Annotated in this window: 19 protein-coding genes; 18 read left to right on the forward strand and 1 reads right to left on the reverse strand. The window is 41.7% G+C overall.

Features of this window, described 5'->3' with window-relative positions; all coding sequences use genetic code 11:
- The first annotated feature begins 5 nt into the window (after positions 1-5).
- The 18 genes from ACEO2X_RS03985 to pyrF all read left to right on the forward strand — a co-directional run bounded on the left by ACEO2X_RS03985 (position 6) and on the right by pyrF (position 13,313).
- Complete coding sequence (locus ACEO2X_RS03985; protein WP_004976804.1) at positions 6-995, forward strand: DNA polymerase III subunit delta' C-terminal domain-containing protein; 990 nt, start codon at positions 6-8, stop codon at positions 993-995.
- Positions 996-1,005: 10 nt separating this feature from the next.
- Complete coding sequence (locus ACEO2X_RS03990; protein WP_026438361.1) at positions 1,006-1,347, forward strand: PilZ domain-containing protein; 342 nt, start codon at positions 1,006-1,008, stop codon at positions 1,345-1,347.
- 24 nt (positions 1,348-1,371) lie between these two features.
- On the forward strand, positions 1,372-2,145 hold the full coding sequence (locus tag ACEO2X_RS03995; RefSeq protein ID WP_104851894.1) for a TatD family hydrolase: 774 nt from the start codon (positions 1,372-1,374) through the stop codon (positions 2,143-2,145).
- A 93-nt stretch (positions 2,146-2,238) separates the two neighbouring features.
- Positions 2,239-2,853, forward strand: coding sequence for a TetR/AcrR family transcriptional regulator (locus tag ACEO2X_RS04000; RefSeq protein ID WP_371971111.1), 615 nt, complete (start codon positions 2,239-2,241; stop codon positions 2,851-2,853).
- Between the two features lie 6 nt (positions 2,854-2,859).
- Positions 2,860-3,411 carry a prepilin-type N-terminal cleavage/methylation domain-containing protein gene (locus ACEO2X_RS04005; protein WP_004976794.1) on the forward strand — a complete coding sequence of 184 codons (552 nt, stop codon included), beginning with the start codon at positions 2,860-2,862 and terminating at the stop codon, positions 3,409-3,411.
- Positions 3,401-3,781, forward strand: a complete 381-nt coding sequence (gene gspI / locus ACEO2X_RS04010; RefSeq protein ID WP_004976793.1) for a type II secretion system minor pseudopilin GspI — start codon at positions 3,401-3,403, stop codon at positions 3,779-3,781. Before ACEO2X_RS04005 ends, gspI begins: the two co-directional genes overlap by 11 nt.
- The gene (gene gspJ, locus ACEO2X_RS04015) at positions 3,778-4,401 is read left to right on the forward strand and encodes a type II secretion system minor pseudopilin GspJ (RefSeq protein ID WP_004976791.1); all 624 of its coding nucleotides are present in this window, start codon (positions 3,778-3,780) and stop codon (positions 4,399-4,401) included. Before gspI ends, gspJ begins: the two co-directional genes overlap by 4 nt.
- 13 nt (positions 4,402-4,414) lie before the next feature.
- A complete protein-coding gene (gene gspK, locus ACEO2X_RS04020; RefSeq protein WP_371971112.1) occupies positions 4,415-5,398 on the forward strand; it encodes a type II secretion system minor pseudopilin GspK in 984 nt (327 codons plus the stop codon).
- 182 nt (positions 5,399-5,580) lie between these two features.
- Positions 5,581-6,177 carry a 6-carboxytetrahydropterin synthase gene (locus ACEO2X_RS04025; protein WP_104851897.1) on the forward strand — a complete coding sequence of 199 codons (597 nt, stop codon included), beginning with the start codon at positions 5,581-5,583 and terminating at the stop codon, positions 6,175-6,177.
- A 37-nt stretch (positions 6,178-6,214) separates the two neighbouring features.
- Positions 6,215-6,928: a uracil-DNA glycosylase gene (gene ung / locus ACEO2X_RS04030; protein ID WP_004976786.1), complete on the forward strand. Its 714-nt coding sequence runs from the start codon at positions 6,215-6,217 to the stop codon at positions 6,926-6,928.
- Positions 6,925-8,046, forward strand: a complete 1,122-nt coding sequence (locus tag ACEO2X_RS04035) for an enoyl-CoA hydratase/isomerase family protein (RefSeq protein WP_004976784.1) — start codon at positions 6,925-6,927, stop codon at positions 8,044-8,046. Before ung ends, ACEO2X_RS04035 begins: the two co-directional genes overlap by 4 nt.
- 27 nt (positions 8,047-8,073) lie before the next feature.
- Positions 8,074-8,565 carry a tRNA adenosine(34) deaminase TadA gene (tadA, locus tag ACEO2X_RS04040; protein WP_004976782.1) on the forward strand — a complete coding sequence of 164 codons (492 nt, stop codon included), beginning with the start codon at positions 8,074-8,076 and terminating at the stop codon, positions 8,563-8,565.
- Positions 8,566-8,666: 101 nt separating this feature from the next.
- Complete coding sequence (locus tag ACEO2X_RS04045; RefSeq protein ID WP_019836521.1) at positions 8,667-9,098, forward strand: SRPBCC family protein; 432 nt, start codon at positions 8,667-8,669, stop codon at positions 9,096-9,098.
- A 16-nt stretch (positions 9,099-9,114) separates the two neighbouring features.
- A complete protein-coding gene (cmk, locus tag ACEO2X_RS04050) occupies positions 9,115-9,807 on the forward strand; it encodes a (d)CMP kinase (protein ID WP_180079685.1) in 693 nt (230 codons plus the stop codon).
- A gap of 119 nt (positions 9,808-9,926) precedes the next feature.
- On the forward strand, positions 9,927-11,603 hold the full coding sequence (gene rpsA, locus ACEO2X_RS04055) for a 30S ribosomal protein S1 (protein ID WP_004976774.1): 1,677 nt from the start codon (positions 9,927-9,929) through the stop codon (positions 11,601-11,603).
- 159 nt (positions 11,604-11,762) lie between these two features.
- Positions 11,763-12,068 carry an integration host factor subunit beta gene (locus ACEO2X_RS04060; RefSeq protein WP_004976773.1) on the forward strand — a complete coding sequence of 102 codons (306 nt, stop codon included), beginning with the start codon at positions 11,763-11,765 and terminating at the stop codon, positions 12,066-12,068.
- Between the two features lie 17 nt (positions 12,069-12,085).
- Positions 12,086-12,451: a lipopolysaccharide assembly protein LapA domain-containing protein gene (locus ACEO2X_RS04065; protein ID WP_004976771.1), complete on the forward strand. Its 366-nt coding sequence runs from the start codon at positions 12,086-12,088 to the stop codon at positions 12,449-12,451.
- Positions 12,452-12,632: 181 nt separating this feature from the next.
- Positions 12,633-13,313, forward strand: a complete 681-nt coding sequence (gene pyrF, locus ACEO2X_RS04070) for an orotidine-5'-phosphate decarboxylase (RefSeq protein WP_019836519.1) — start codon at positions 12,633-12,635, stop codon at positions 13,311-13,313.
- A gap of 121 nt (positions 13,314-13,434) precedes the next feature.
- Here the strand turns inward: pyrF and ACEO2X_RS04075 are convergent, their stop codons facing one another.
- Positions 13,435-14,340 (reverse strand): lysine exporter LysO family protein, encoded by a 906-nt coding sequence (locus ACEO2X_RS04075; RefSeq protein ID WP_004976767.1) that lies wholly within the window; start codon positions 14,338-14,340, stop codon positions 13,435-13,437.
- Positions 14,341-14,533: the final 193 nt, after the last annotated feature.

The following is a 14,533-nucleotide window of genomic DNA, read 5'->3' on the forward strand; positions in this document are numbered from 1 at the left end:
CGACCATGCAACGTGATGTAATTGGACAAGTATATCCTTGGCAGCAACAAGTTTGGGAAAACCTGACAGGGCGATTTCCCAAAATGGGGCATGGTTTATTGTTTTTTGGCAAACAGGGTTGTGGTAAAGAAGCCTTTGCACAGCAATTTGTGGCTTGGATTTTATGCCAACAGCGTGATGTGCAGTCACAGCCTTGTGGTGAATGTAGCAGTTGTCAGTGGTTAAAATCAGATACACATCCGAATTATGTCTATATCAGCACCGATGAAGAGAATAAAAAGCAAAACGCGAAAATTAAGATCGAGAAGATCCGTGATTTATTACCTTTTGTCCAGCAAACGGTAGATGGCTGGCGGGTGATTGTGATTGAACCTGCTGAAGCCTTAAATATTGCATCTTCCAATGCGTTGCTGAAAACCCTCGAAGAACCGGGTGATCGCATCGTGATTATTTTGCTGGCAGATCATTATCTTAAATTACCTGCAACCATTCGTAGCCGTTTGCAGCATTTTGCTTTAGACCGTATTGATGCTGCACAGGCTACGGCATATTTGCAGCAGCATTTGCCCGATTTAGATGCGAACAAACAGCAATTGTTGATGAATTTGTCTAATCAAATGCCATTGCAGGCTTTGCAGTTGGCACAGGCAGAATGGCTGGAACAGCGTACAGATTTTCTGAAAGACTGGTATAAACTGGTGACGCAAAAAAATATGCCGATGGCGATCGCAACCAAGTGGAACAAGGCGCTGAGCTTTACTGATTTTAGTCAGATGTTTGAATACTTGTTGTGTGATTTAATTTGTGTCAAGCTAAATCAAAGCATTAAAAATTTGGATTTAAGCACCGCTTTGCAGCATTTGGCTGAACAATATGACTTAGAAAGTCTGTTTGGTTTATATGCAGAATTACAGCAAGCCAAGCCAATGCTTGAGCAAAACGTGCAAAGTAATCTAGTGCTTGATCAATTATGTATTAAGTTGATGAATATTTAAGGGGAACATGATGCAACCACGTATGGGCGGTATTATTCAGGCCAATATTCCTGATGTCGAAACGCTATATTTAAGTTATATGCCATACGTTGTGGGCGGTGGCTTATTTGTACCCTCAAAACAACCTGTAAAAATGGGTGAAGAAATCTTCGTGCTTGCAACTTTGCCTGAACAATCACAAAAAATTCCACTTACAGGAAAAGTCATCTGGATTTCGCAAAAGCAAAACGGCATCAAATTGCAGGGCTTTGGCATTCAACTGAGCGGTGAAAAAGGCGTTTATTACAAATCTGAAGCCGAAAGAATCCTTGCGGGGCTTAAGTCTGACAACCGTAACAGTTACACTATGTAGGTTGTTTGCTTTTAGGAAAAAATCGTGTTTGTAGATACACATTGTCATTTAACGATGTTGGATTTAAGCCCTTATGATGGTGACTTAGATGCAGCAATTGCACAGGCACGCCTAGCGGGTGTGTCTAAAATTATGGGTATCTCTGTCGATTTAGACGATCATATTGCATTGTCAAAAATTGCAGCACGCCATGCCGATGTCGGTTATAGCGTGGGTGTGCATCCTTGTGAAAATGCAGAAAATATGGCGCGTGCCACCACCGAGCAACTGATTGCTTTAGCACAAGCAGACAAAGTCTGGGCTTTGGGCGAAACAGGTTTGGACTATTTTCACAGTACCGATTTTGTCGCAGAGCAAAAAGCCTGCTTTGCGCGGCATATTCATGCGTCACAAGCTGTAAAAAAACCTGTGGTGGTACATACCCGTGCTGCCAAGCAAGATACAGTAGATATTATCCGTGCTGAAAAGTCGACACATGGTGTATTACATTGCTTTACTGAAGACTGGGTAACTGCCAAAGCGGTGTTGGATTGCGGTTATTATGTGTCATTTTCAGGCATTGTTTCCTTCAAAAATGCGCAAGATTTACGTGATGTGGCCAAGCAAGTACCTTTAGACCGTGTCTTAATTGAAACTGATAGTCCATATTTGGCACCTGTGCCATATCGCGGTAAGACAAATGAGCCAAAATACGTTCCGTATGTAGCCAAAGCCCTAAGTGATGTATATGATAAGTCCTTAGAGGAAATGGCTTTCATAACAACACAAAACTTTGAAAACCTGCTCAAAGGACATTAATTTGCATAGTGGAATGATGCAAAAATTTAATGTTCTGGTGATATTAAAAATTTCCATTGATTGAATAGTGAAAAGAGAGTTTATCGGGTGAAGATGGATCGTCAGGCTCAGTTTCGAGCAAGAGAAACGTTAATTTTCCAAGTGGCAGAGCAGTTGCTTTTGGAAAATGGTGAAGCAGGAATGACCCTTGATGCTTTGGCAGCAGAACTGGATTTGGCCAAAGGTACTCTATATAAACACTTTCAAAGTAAAGATGAACTCTATATGTTGCTTATTATTCGTAATGAGCGCATGTTGCTAGAAATGATTAAAGATGCGGAAAAACAGTTTCCTGAACATCTAGCATTTTTTATGCTGCATCACTTACATCATCCTGAACGTACTGTGCTTTTTCATCAAATTGAAGAACGCATTTCTACAACGGGTGTTGGCATTGGCTTGTTGTTTAGTGAACTATATCAGGTTCGTAAAAGCCGATTACGCATCATTATCCGTATGACTGAACAATATTTGGAATCTATTAATAGTCACATGGAAGTGCGTGATTATCTGGCTTCCATTTGGGCACTTACGCATGGTGCGGCAGCCATTTTAAACTCAAGTTTCTATCAGCGTTATTTAGGTTCCCGGGATACTTTACGTGTGGCCTATATCGATCAAGCGTTGGCGATGCCCAAACAAGCACAATCTTTCGAGCAATTGAATTAATACGCTATGAACACACCACTATCTTCGGTTCGCGGTTTTACGCTCATTGAATTGATGGTGGTGATAGTCATTATGGCGATTATGGCATCGCTGGTTTTAATGAATATCGGTGGTGTTGATCAGCGTAAAGCCATGCAGGCGCGGGAAGTGTTTTTATTGGATTTGCGTAAACTGAATCGTGAAGCCAATGATCAAGCGCGTATTTTTGCACTCAATTTGCATCAAGCAACCGATGTTTCAGCTGCGCGTTATGATGTGTTGGAATATCAGCCTTATGCCACAGAACAACAATTAAGCCTGCAAAATAATCAAAAATGGCAAAACTATGGCGAATTTAAAAGCAGAACGTTGCCTGAACAAGTTTCTATCCAAATTTTATCTTTAGAACAAAGCTATCCGAATGCTAACAATAGTGAGTTGCTGCAAGGTAATGCACCCGCACTGATTTGGCTGGGCAATGGTGAAGCCAAACCTGTGCGTATTCAGTTCTATTTAGAACAGCGTCCTGTAGGTGCGGAAATAGAGGTCGATCATTTAGGAAAAATCCATGAAAGCTAAAGGATTTACACTACTTGAAGTTATGGTGGCTTTGGCAATTTTTGCAACAGCAGCTATGGCAATGACCAAAGTGGCGATGCAATATACCCAATCCACCGCCAATGCAATTTTAAGAACCAAAGCACAATTTGTGGCTTTGAATGAAGTGGCATTGATGGAAATGAATCGGCAATGGTTAAGTGGAACAGAGTCAAAGCAAGTGACACAACAGGGCGAAACATGGCAAATTGACAAGTCCACACAACCGACCATTAGCCCGAATGTGCAACGTGTTGATCTTCAAATCAGTTTATATAATCAAGACACGGGGCAAGTTGAAGCAGGAGTGACTTCTTTGGTGTTTTTTAATGCCCGTGAGCAGCAATCATGAGTACAAAGAAAGGCTTCACTTTAGTTGAGTTGCTAGTCGCTATTGCAATTTTTGCAGTGCTGTCTGCTTTGGGTTGGAAAGTATTTGATTATCTCGCCAAAGTCAAAGATCGCAATGCGATGCATGAAGCCAATTTAGAGCAGTTGCAAGAAAGCTATCAACAAATATTACGTGACACGATGCAGGCTGTTCCATTAACGGCCAATGTCAAAGGGCAGCAACAACCTGCTTTGGTTTTACAAAATGGACGTTTTAATTTCAGTAAAACTGGTGTGACCGATCCCTTGCAGCAGGGTATTTCACCCCATGAGCGCGTAGAATATCAATATCGTGCCGATGAAAAAAAATTGTATCGTTTAAAATATCGTAATTTGCATCAAACGGGCAATGATCAGCCCGAGTCGAGCGTGATGTTGGATGAAGTCGAAGCCTTTGAGATTATGGTATTGAATCCAAATGAATTAAGTAGTTGGCCTGAAAGTAGTGTCGATTCGCAACAAACTGAACAATTAAGACTGCTTCCGAAAGGAATAAAAATAAATTTAACCGTGCGTGACGTGCAATATGAATGGATATTTAGCTTATTGCAGACTGATTTTTTAAAGAAGAAAGACAATTAAAGGCACAATGGCAATGTATTCGAAATCGACTCAGCGCTTAGGTAGCATCATCAAATCACAACAAGGCATCGCCTTGATTACGATTTTGATGTTGGTTGCTTTAGCCACGATTTTGGCAGCGACCATTGCCAAGCGGCAAATGTACACCAGTGAAAATACCGCGTATTTGATGCGTCAAAATCAGGCATTGTTATATGCCAAAAGTGCCGAAGTATTTTTTGCAGAATTACTGCAAGATGATGCTGAAAATGCTGGTCAAGTTGATCATTTACAAGAGAACTGGGCAAAACCGATGCCGCCATTTCCAGTCGAAGATGGTTATGTATCGGGCGTATTGCAAGATGAGTCGGGGAAATTTAATTTAAATAGTTTGCTGACAACCGAAGATCAAGTGAACGAAAAAGCAAAAAAATATTTTGAAAAGCTGTTGCAGCGTGTTGGGCTACCTGCGCAATTAAGTGAAGCCGTGATTGACTGGCAAGATGCAGATGATGAGCCGAGTGGTGCAATGGGTGCAGAGTCGAGTTATTACCAAGGTTTAGCAATTCCTTATTTACCGCCCAATAGCTTATTTCACAGCGCAGAAGAATTAAAACAAGTCCGTGGTTTTGAAGGTACGAAGTATCAGCAAATTGCGCCTTATGTGAGTGCCTTGCCAAAACGGGATACCACTATCAATATTAATACCGCACCTGCTTTGGTTTTGGCGAGCTTAGATGAAAAACTGGATGTGGTTGTAGTGCAAAATCTACTTGATCGTCGTAATGCCAATTTGGAACACTTTAGCAATGTAAACGCTTTGTGGGAGTTAGATGGCTTTCAAGCTGTCGATAGCGCGATACGCAATGAATTTACAAGTTTATTGGGTGTGCAATCCCATTATTTTAAAGCCAAAATTGAAGTGGTATTGGGCGAGCGCAAACGTCAATTTAGCAGTGATTTGGTGCGTAGCGAAAAATCTGTCAATGTCAGTGGGCGAAGTTTGGCGCCATTTTAAGTATTAGCATTAACCTTGACTTAGTTGCTGTTATTCGGATGCAAATGCATTGCATATCTGTACTGAAACTGATCATTACGATTTTTGTCTGGCAATCTGCGGGCTAAAATTGGCTTATTGTTCACGTTTTGCATTATAATTAAAAAGAATATCCCCCAAATATTTTGATGACGTTAAGACCCATGTTAATTCGAAAGTTATTTAAGTTTGAAAATGCGCATATTGTGCGTAATTGCACTTCAGACCGCTGTAAGCGCTCGATTCATGGTCATAGCTATAAAGTAGAATTATTACTGAAAGCTTCAAAACTTGATCATGGACAAATGGTGTATGACTTTGGTTTGCTTAAAGGTGTAATCAAAGAATTATTTGATGCCTTCGATCATGCCATTTGTTTTTGGGAGCAGGATGACCCTGCATATATTCAAGCCTGCAAAACGTTCAGCGCACGTTGGGTATCTTTACCAGTATCGCCATCAGCAGAGCAGTTTTCACGTATTTTCTTTTATTTGGCACAACAAGTTTTGGCATCAACCATCACACAAAATGGGGAAGGTGATGTAGAGGTCTATTCTGTGATTGTACATGAAACTGATACAGGCTATGCACAAAGCTTTTTGGAAGATATTGAAAATGCGCAGATGGGATTGCTAAGTCTGGATCAAATTCATTTCTCTGAGCAAGTACAGACAGAATGGTCAGACCCACAAATGTATGAAAAATTAAAACAGGGGATGACATTCCAAAACCCGAATGTCGAGTTACAAGTTAAACTTTAAATCACATCATTAGACATCAACAAGGATTGATAGCGGTATGTCTTTTACTGAGCAGCAATATGCGAGCTTAAATAAAGTTCAGTTAGATGAGAGTTGGAAATACAATCTAGCTGAATTTTTATTGAGTCCACAAATGGATGCGCTACGCGATTTTTTGTTGCAGGAAAAACAACAGAATAAGGTGATTTATCCACCAAGTTCACTGATATTTAATGCTTTAAATACCACGCCTTTAAATCAGGTGAAAGTCGTGATTATTGGGCAAGACCCTTATCATGGACCTAATCAGGCACATGGACTTAGTTTTTCTGTACAAAGAGGGGTTGCATTGCCACCATCTTTGCGTAATATTTTCCATGAGTTACATACAGATTTAGGTGTGCCTATTCCAAGACACGGTGATTTAACGCATTGGGCAGAGCAAGGGGTATTGCTGCTCAACAGCGTGTTAACGGTAGAAGCAGGACAACCAACCTCGCACCAAAAGCAGGGTTGGGAAGATTTTACAGATCATGTGATTGATGTGTTAAATCAACAACGTGAGCATATTGTGTTTATTTTGTGGGGCGCGTATGCACAACGTAAAGGACAACGTATAGATCCAAATAAACATCTGATTTTGAAGGCAGCGCATCCATCCCCATTGGCAGCAAACCGCGGTGGTTTTTTTGGATGTAAAGTATTTTCAAAATCAAATAATTATCTTAAACAAAATGGCATTGAGCCTATAGACTGGCAGCTGGACGCATGACACATTCTCCCATTTCTAAAGAATATCATCCGGATTTAATTGTCGAAGAAGCAAATAACGGTTGGCGCATTGTACGTTTGAATCGCCCAAAATCTTTGCATGCTTTAGATGAATCTATTGTTTCTGCATTATTGGCAGTATTTGAAGACTTTCATACCGATGATAGCGTAAAAGCAATTTGGCTAGATTCGACCACACCAAAAGCATTTTGTGCAGGCGGTGATGTGCGTAAATTACGTCAGCTTGTCATTAATGATGAGGTTGCAACTGCCAATAAATTCTTTGAGCAAGAATATGCGTTGGACTTGTTGCTACATAACTATGCCAAGCCTGTTTTAGTGTGGGGTGAAGGTTATGTCATGGGTGGTGGCTTAGGTCTATTTATGGCTGCACCATTCCGTTTGGTGACACCGTATTCACGTTTAGCTATGCCAGAAATTAACATTGGTTTATACCCAGATGTAGGGGCAACTCGTTTCTTGGCTGACCGTGGTGCGATTGGCTTGTTCACAGGTTTAACGGGTTCAATTATGACTGCTGCAGGTGCGTATGGTATTGGTTGGGCAACCCATATTTGTGATGCACAACGCGCTTCTGTATTAGAAAAAGTCATTAATATTGACTGGAATCATTACCCTGCAGGTGACTTCCGTGCCATTGATGATACCTTGAACAGCATGCACCGTCCTGTAGGGCCTGGGCCGCTACAGAATTCTTTGGATGTGATTCAAAGCGTGTGCCGTGGTGTGAGTTTTGAAAGTGATTATGAATCCATCATTGGTCTAAGCGATGCACGTAGCGATTGGTTACGTCAAGCCAGTGAAAACTTGCAAAAAGGTTCACCAACCACAGCAGCTTTAACGTGGTTACTATGGCAATGGGGTAAGAAGGTTCACGCTTGGAATGAAGTGTTTGAACTGGAAACGCAAATTTCAGACTGGAAAATTCGCCACGCAGATTTTGTCGAAGGTGTGCGCGCACGTTTGGTCGATAAAGACCTTGCACCAGCTTGGCAGCAAAATGGGCCAGTGCAGCTCAAAACCATTTTTGCAGACAATCCACCTGTGACGAGCATTGAAAGCTGGAATGAGTTATTGAAACAATACGAGATTATTTAATTCGTATTGATTTTTACTCATATTTAAATGTCAGAACAGAACTATAGTGATGAAGACTGGATGCAGCTTGCCTATGCGCAGGCTGCTTTGGCTGCAGCACAGGGGGAAATTCCTGTGGGGGCTGTCATCGTTAGTCAAAATCAAGTGATTGGCGCGGGTTATAACGCGCCTATTTCCTTACACGACGCAACCGCACATGCCGAAATTGTGGCAATCCGTGCAGCATGTGATCATATTCAAAATTATCGTTTACCTGAAGATGCCACGCTTTATGTCACACTGGAGCCTTGTACCATGTGTGTGGGTGCGCTCATTCATGCGCGAATCAAACGTGTGGTATTTGGAGCAACTGAACCCAAAGCCGGCTCATTGATCAGTGCTAGAAAGCTTTTAGAGTCAGGCTATTACAATCATATTTTTGAGTATCAATCAGGTTGTTTAGAGCAGCAATGTTCAGCCCAGTTGAGTGATTTTTTTAAGATGCGCCGTGCGCAAAAGAAACAACAAAAGCAGCAATAGTTGATAAATGACCTCCATGATCAAAACCAGTTCTGAGTTTTAGGCTTGATTTGCGTTAAACTAAATCAAACACAACATAGCATTCATCATCAGGGCAAACCATGCACGCTATTCAAATTAAAAAAGAATTTAATGCGCCAGTTGCGCAAGTATTTGAATTACTTTCTAAACATGCAACTTATAATATTGCATTTGCACCAATGCAAGTGGTGCGCATTAAAGACTCTGCTGACCCTGAACGTCCAGATGGTGTAGGTTCGGTGCGTCGTATGGGGATTGGGCCAATTAAACCTTTGCAAGAGCAAATTACCGTGCTTGAACCGAATCAGCGGATTGAATATAAAATCATTAAAAATCCATTGATCAAACATCATTTGGGTACAATTGAATTTCAGCAAGTGGCAGATCACAAAACCTTGGTCACGTATAGCATTGAGCTACAAGCGCGAGTTCCGTTTGTGAGCAAAGCTATTCTTGCGCAGTTGAAAACTGCAATTAAAATTGGTTTATCCAAACTCGCAAAATCTCTCTAATCATTTCGGAAACAGCATGACGGTTCAAATTATTACCATTGATGGCCCTAGCGGTTCAGGTAAAGGCACACTCGCGGCAAAATTGGCAGCACATTATCAGTTTCATTTGCTCGACTCTGGTGCGTTGTATCGTTTGTTGGGTTTGGCGTTACATAAGCAGAATTTGCTAGATCAACTTGATACTGAACTAAGTCAATGCGTTGCCATTGCAACACAGCTCAATATTCAATTTGTGACCCAGCCAGATGGCACACAAGTGTTGCTTGATGGTGAAGATGTCACGCAAACCATACGTACCGAACGTGTGGGGGAATATGCCTCAAAAGTTGCGGCAGTACCTGAATTGCGCACAGCATTACTTGCACGTCAGCATGCCTTTGCCCAAGCACCGGGCTTGGTTGCAGATGGACGCGATATGGCGACCAGTATTTTCCCAAATGCGCAGGCTAAAATTTATTTAACTGCTTCGGCAGAGTCACGTGCACAAAGACGTGTAAAACAGTTGCAGGGTATGGGGCTGGATGCTAAAATAAGCGACATTTTAGCGAATATACAGGCTCGCGACAAACGAGACATGGAGCGCACAGTTGCTCCGCTCAAGCCCGCAGAAGATGCTTACATCATTGATAGTTCTGAGTTGAACATTGATGAAGTGTTTGCATTAATGACGGCTTATGTCGATCAGAAGCTTGCTATTTGCCGCGCTTAACCGCGTGAAATAAACCTATTCAGCGAACGCATAGCTTGATCAGTTCTATACGGACTATGTAGACGCTTAACTAAACCGGCCTTGTCTGATCCAAGACCGCTGACTTTATCAGGTATATCATGACCGAATCTTTTGCAGCCCTCTTTGAAGAAAGCGAATTAAACCTCAACGTTGAAAAGGGTGCTGTCATCCAAGGCGTTGTAGTAAGCATCGACTCTGACTGGGTAACAGTTGATACTGGCCTTAAATCAGAAGGCGTTGTTGACCGCGCTGAATTCTTAAACGAACAACGCGAACTTGAAGTTCAAGTTGGTGACACCGTTGATGTTGTTGTTGAAGCACTTGACAACGGTATGGGCCAAACTGTTTTATCACGTGAAAAAGCGAAACGTGCTGAAACTTGGACTAAACTTGAAAAAATCTTTGAAGACGGCGAAATCGTTACTGGTGTTATCTCTGGTAAAGTTAAAGGCGGTTTCACTGTAGACATCGGTCCAGTTCGTGCGTTCTTACCAGGTTCTTTGGTAGACACTCGTCCTATCCGTGACACAACTCACCTTGAAGGTAAAGAGTTAGAGTTCAAAGTTATCAAACTTGATGCTAAACGTAACAACGTTGTTGTATCTCGTCGTGCAGTTATGGAAGCTGAATCTTCAGCTGACCGTGAAGCGCTTCTTGCTCAGCTTGAAGAAGGTCAAACTGTTACTGGTACGATTAAGAACCTTACTGACTACGGTGCATTCGTTGACCTTGGCGGTATTGACGGTCTTCTTCACATCACTGACATGGCTTGGAAACGTATCAAGCATCCATCAGAAGTGGTTGAAGTGGGTCAAGAAGTTACTGTTAAAGTACTTAAATTTGACAAAGAGCGTAACCGCGTATCTTTAGGTCTTAAGCAATTAGGCGAAGATCCATGGTTAGCGATCATGAGCCGTTATCCTAAAGGTTCTATCGTTAAAGCTCGCGTAACAAACTTAACTGACTACGGCTGTTTCGCAGAAATCGCTGAAGGCGTTGAAGGTTTAGTACACGTTTCAGAAATGGACCACACTAACAAAAACATTCACCCATCTAAAGTTGTTCAGATTGGTGACGAAGTTGACGTTATGGTTCTTGAAGTGGACGAAGAGCGTCGTCGTATTTCTCTTGGTATCAAACAAACTCGTGCTAACCCATGGGAAGAGTTTGCTAAGAACCACGACAAAGGTGAAAAAGTTTCAGGTACAATCAAGTCAATCACTGACTTCGGTATCTTCATCGGTTTACCAGGCGGTATCGATGGCCTAGTTCACTTGTCTGACATTTCTTGGAACGAGCAAGGCGAAGAAGCTATTCGTCGTTACAAGAAAGGTGACACTGTTGAAGCGGTTATCCTTTCTGTAGACGCTGAAGGCAACCGTATCAGCCTTGGTATCAAGCAATTGAACAGCGATCCATTCAACGATTTCTTAGCTGCTAACGAACGTGGTGCTTTGGTTAAAGGTACTGTAACTGCTGTTGATGCTCGTGGCGCAACTGTTAAGTTAGCTGACGAAGTTGAAGCAACACTTAAAGCATCTGAAATCAACCGTGATCGCGTTGAAGATGCAACTAAGTTCTTGGAAGTTGGTCAAGAAGTTGAAGCGAAAATCATCAACGTAGACCGTAAATCTCGCTCTATCAACTTGTCTATCAAAGCGAAAGACGAAGCTGAAGAGAAAGAAGCTGTTGCTAACTTGAAAACTGCAACTAGCGGTCAAGACAATGGTCCTAAGACAATTGGTGACTTGATCAAAGCTCAAATGGGCAACTAAGTTGCGGGTAAACTGTATGGTTAATGTAAATTAGCACATACTTTTTACACAAATACTGTAAACGGTAGCGTAGTATTCAATTATTACGCTACCGTTTTGTATTTAAACAGGTTATTATCAGTTTAGGTAAAAGTAGCTTGATAATTAAAGAGGTCGCAGATGACTACTGAAGCACTTAATAAGTCTGACTTGATAGAACGAATTGCTTTGAAAAATCCACATTTGGCTGAGCCATTGGTGGAAGAAGCTGTGAAGATCATGATTGATCAAATGATTGCATCACTATCGGCAGATAACCGAATTGAAATTCGTGGATTCGGTAGTTTTGCATTGCATCACCGTGAACCACGTGTAGGTCGTAACCCAAAAACAGGTAAGTCTGTAGAAGTTGCGGCTAAAGCTGTACCGCACTTTAAACCGGGTAAAGCACTACGTGATGCAGTAAACGAGTCTGTAAATAAATAAAATTCCTAGGGGTGTTTATGCGTTACGTTCTAGTCGCTATTTTAGTTATTCTATTTGGATATTCTCTGGCATTGGTTTTGCAAAACGGCACTGAACTTTCAGTTGACCTGTTATTTACTCAAGTGCCTGCAATGCGTTTGGGTCTATTGCTACTGATTACATTGGCACTTGGTTTGGTGCTAGGGTTATTGTTGGGCGTGCAGGTTTTCCGTGTATTCCAAAATAGTTGGGAAATTAAGCGACTACGTAAAGATATTGAATACCTACGCAAAGAGCAAATTCATGCAGCTCAACTGGCTGCTGCTGAAGCTGCTGCGCATACTCGTCATGAAAAAACGGTATTAGATGTGCATACTGAAGATCGTTCTTCTAATGCACTTTAATTTGCTCTGTTGAGCGAATTGATCATCAACACCTCAAGGTTATCTTGGGGTGTTTTTTATGTGTGTCTTTGACGAATGGCTGATTATCGCTGCGATGGGGGATAAGCTGTCTTTTTGACTATCTGCTTGGCACGAATCACTTTATAATAGCGACTCTTTGTCAAATCCATAGGTAATTCTCTTGAGTATCATTGTTGCCCTCGATGCTAAAAGCCAATATGACGCCTTAACCATTGCAGAACAATTAGACCCTGCATTATGTCGAGTAAAAGTTGGTAAAGAGTTATTTACCCATGAAGGTCCTGCAGTCGTGAAAGCCTTGCATGACAAAGGTTTTGAGGTTTTTCTAGATTTGAAATTTCACGATATTCCAAATACAACGGCTCAGGCTGTATGTGCTGCAGCAGATTTAGGCGTATGGATGGTCAACGTGCATGCCTCAGGTGGTCGTAAAATGATGGAAACCTGTGTGGAGCGTTTAAAAGCAGGGAATTATCAGACTCAACTGATTGCAGTGACTGTACTAACCTCTATGGGGCGTGAAGATTTAAAAGATTTAGGTTTAGATATTGAGCCTTTTGAGCAAGTTCAGCGTTTAGCTAAACTCACTCAAGAAAGTGGTTTAGATGGTGTGGTGTGTTCTGCGCAAGAAGCCAAAATGTTGCGTGAAATCTTAGGGCAGGATTTTGCCTTAGTAACTCCAGGGATTCGTCCTGAAGGCTCAAATGCCGATGATCAAAAACGTATTGTGACTCCCAAACAAGCTATGCTGGATGGTTCTACGCATTTGGTGATTGGTCGTCCAATTACAAAATCTGAAAATCCACGTCAGACTTTGAAAGATATTTTAGCGACGCTTTAATTTTACTATCGCTGACTCTCTAAAAGGGAGATAAGCCCTCTCTCTAACTCTCGCCTAAATAGAGCGCAAACCCTCTCTCCAACTCTCTCCCAGAGGGAGAGAGGACAATTGTTGATTCTTTTTAAATAGCAGCCAATACACTTACAGCAATGGGTGCAAGGATTGACAATACAAATCCACTGACCATGGCATGTGGAATAAAATCGTTGCCACAGGCTTGTTTTACCATGGGCAAAGTGACGTCCATGGCAGTTGCGCCTGCGGCAGAAATTGCAGCACGTGGATAACGCCATCCCAAAATATACATCAGCAATATCGCAAAAATCTCTCTGAATAAATCATTCATTAACGCAATACTACCCAATTCGGCATTGCGAAGTTCCGACACCACAATCCCGCTCATGGAATAAAATCCATAACCTTGTGAGAGCATAAGCAAATCTTGTAGAGCGATGGGGAGCCAAAGTGCGCAAAGTAGTACCCCTGCAACTGAACCGAAAATACAGCCTACGGGCACCATTAAAATTTTCCAATTCAGCCAAGAACGATCTAAAGGCGAATAAGCGAGATCGAGTCCAATCATCCACATAAACAGCAACAGTAAATACCAAGTGTTGATCTGAACTTGGAAATCCATAGCACTAAAAAGTAGATGCAGCACGTAGCCTGCCAAAAGTGCAAAAAAGGCATAACTGATGTTGATGCAGGATTGAATCAACAACTGTAATGAAACTTTGCCTTGCGTTGCTTGCAGCCCCAAACCTTTGTAAAGCAAATAACAACACAGAAAAGCACCAATTGATGTAGCAAATGCAATCTGTAAAGCTGTAGATAGAATATGCGATGGCTGCTGTAGTGAACCGAGCGTTTGTGAAAATTCCATCGCAATTGCAATTAGCAGGATATAGCTAAAATATGGAAGCAGTTGAAACGCAATTTTTTCGATTATTCGAGGAAGGCGTTTTGCCAGTACAAAGCCTAGACATAAACAGCAGAGTAATTGGAAAATCAGCCAAAGAGATTGCATGAGATCAACAGGTGGGAGATAGATAAAAACCTGTTGATTATGCCAGTTTGCTTTTAAAAGCGGAAATTTATCCACTGGAGCGTAAAACCTCGTGGTTCAGCACGAGGATATAAGCGACTGGAGTAAACCATATGAACGACACGAAATGTCGTTTTAAATACTTGTACTATAGTCACTATTAAGAAAAATACTG

The organism is Acinetobacter sp. AL9, assembly GCF_041464035.1.
GTDB classification, from domain to species: Bacteria; Pseudomonadota; Gammaproteobacteria; order Pseudomonadales; family Moraxellaceae; genus Acinetobacter; species Acinetobacter towneri.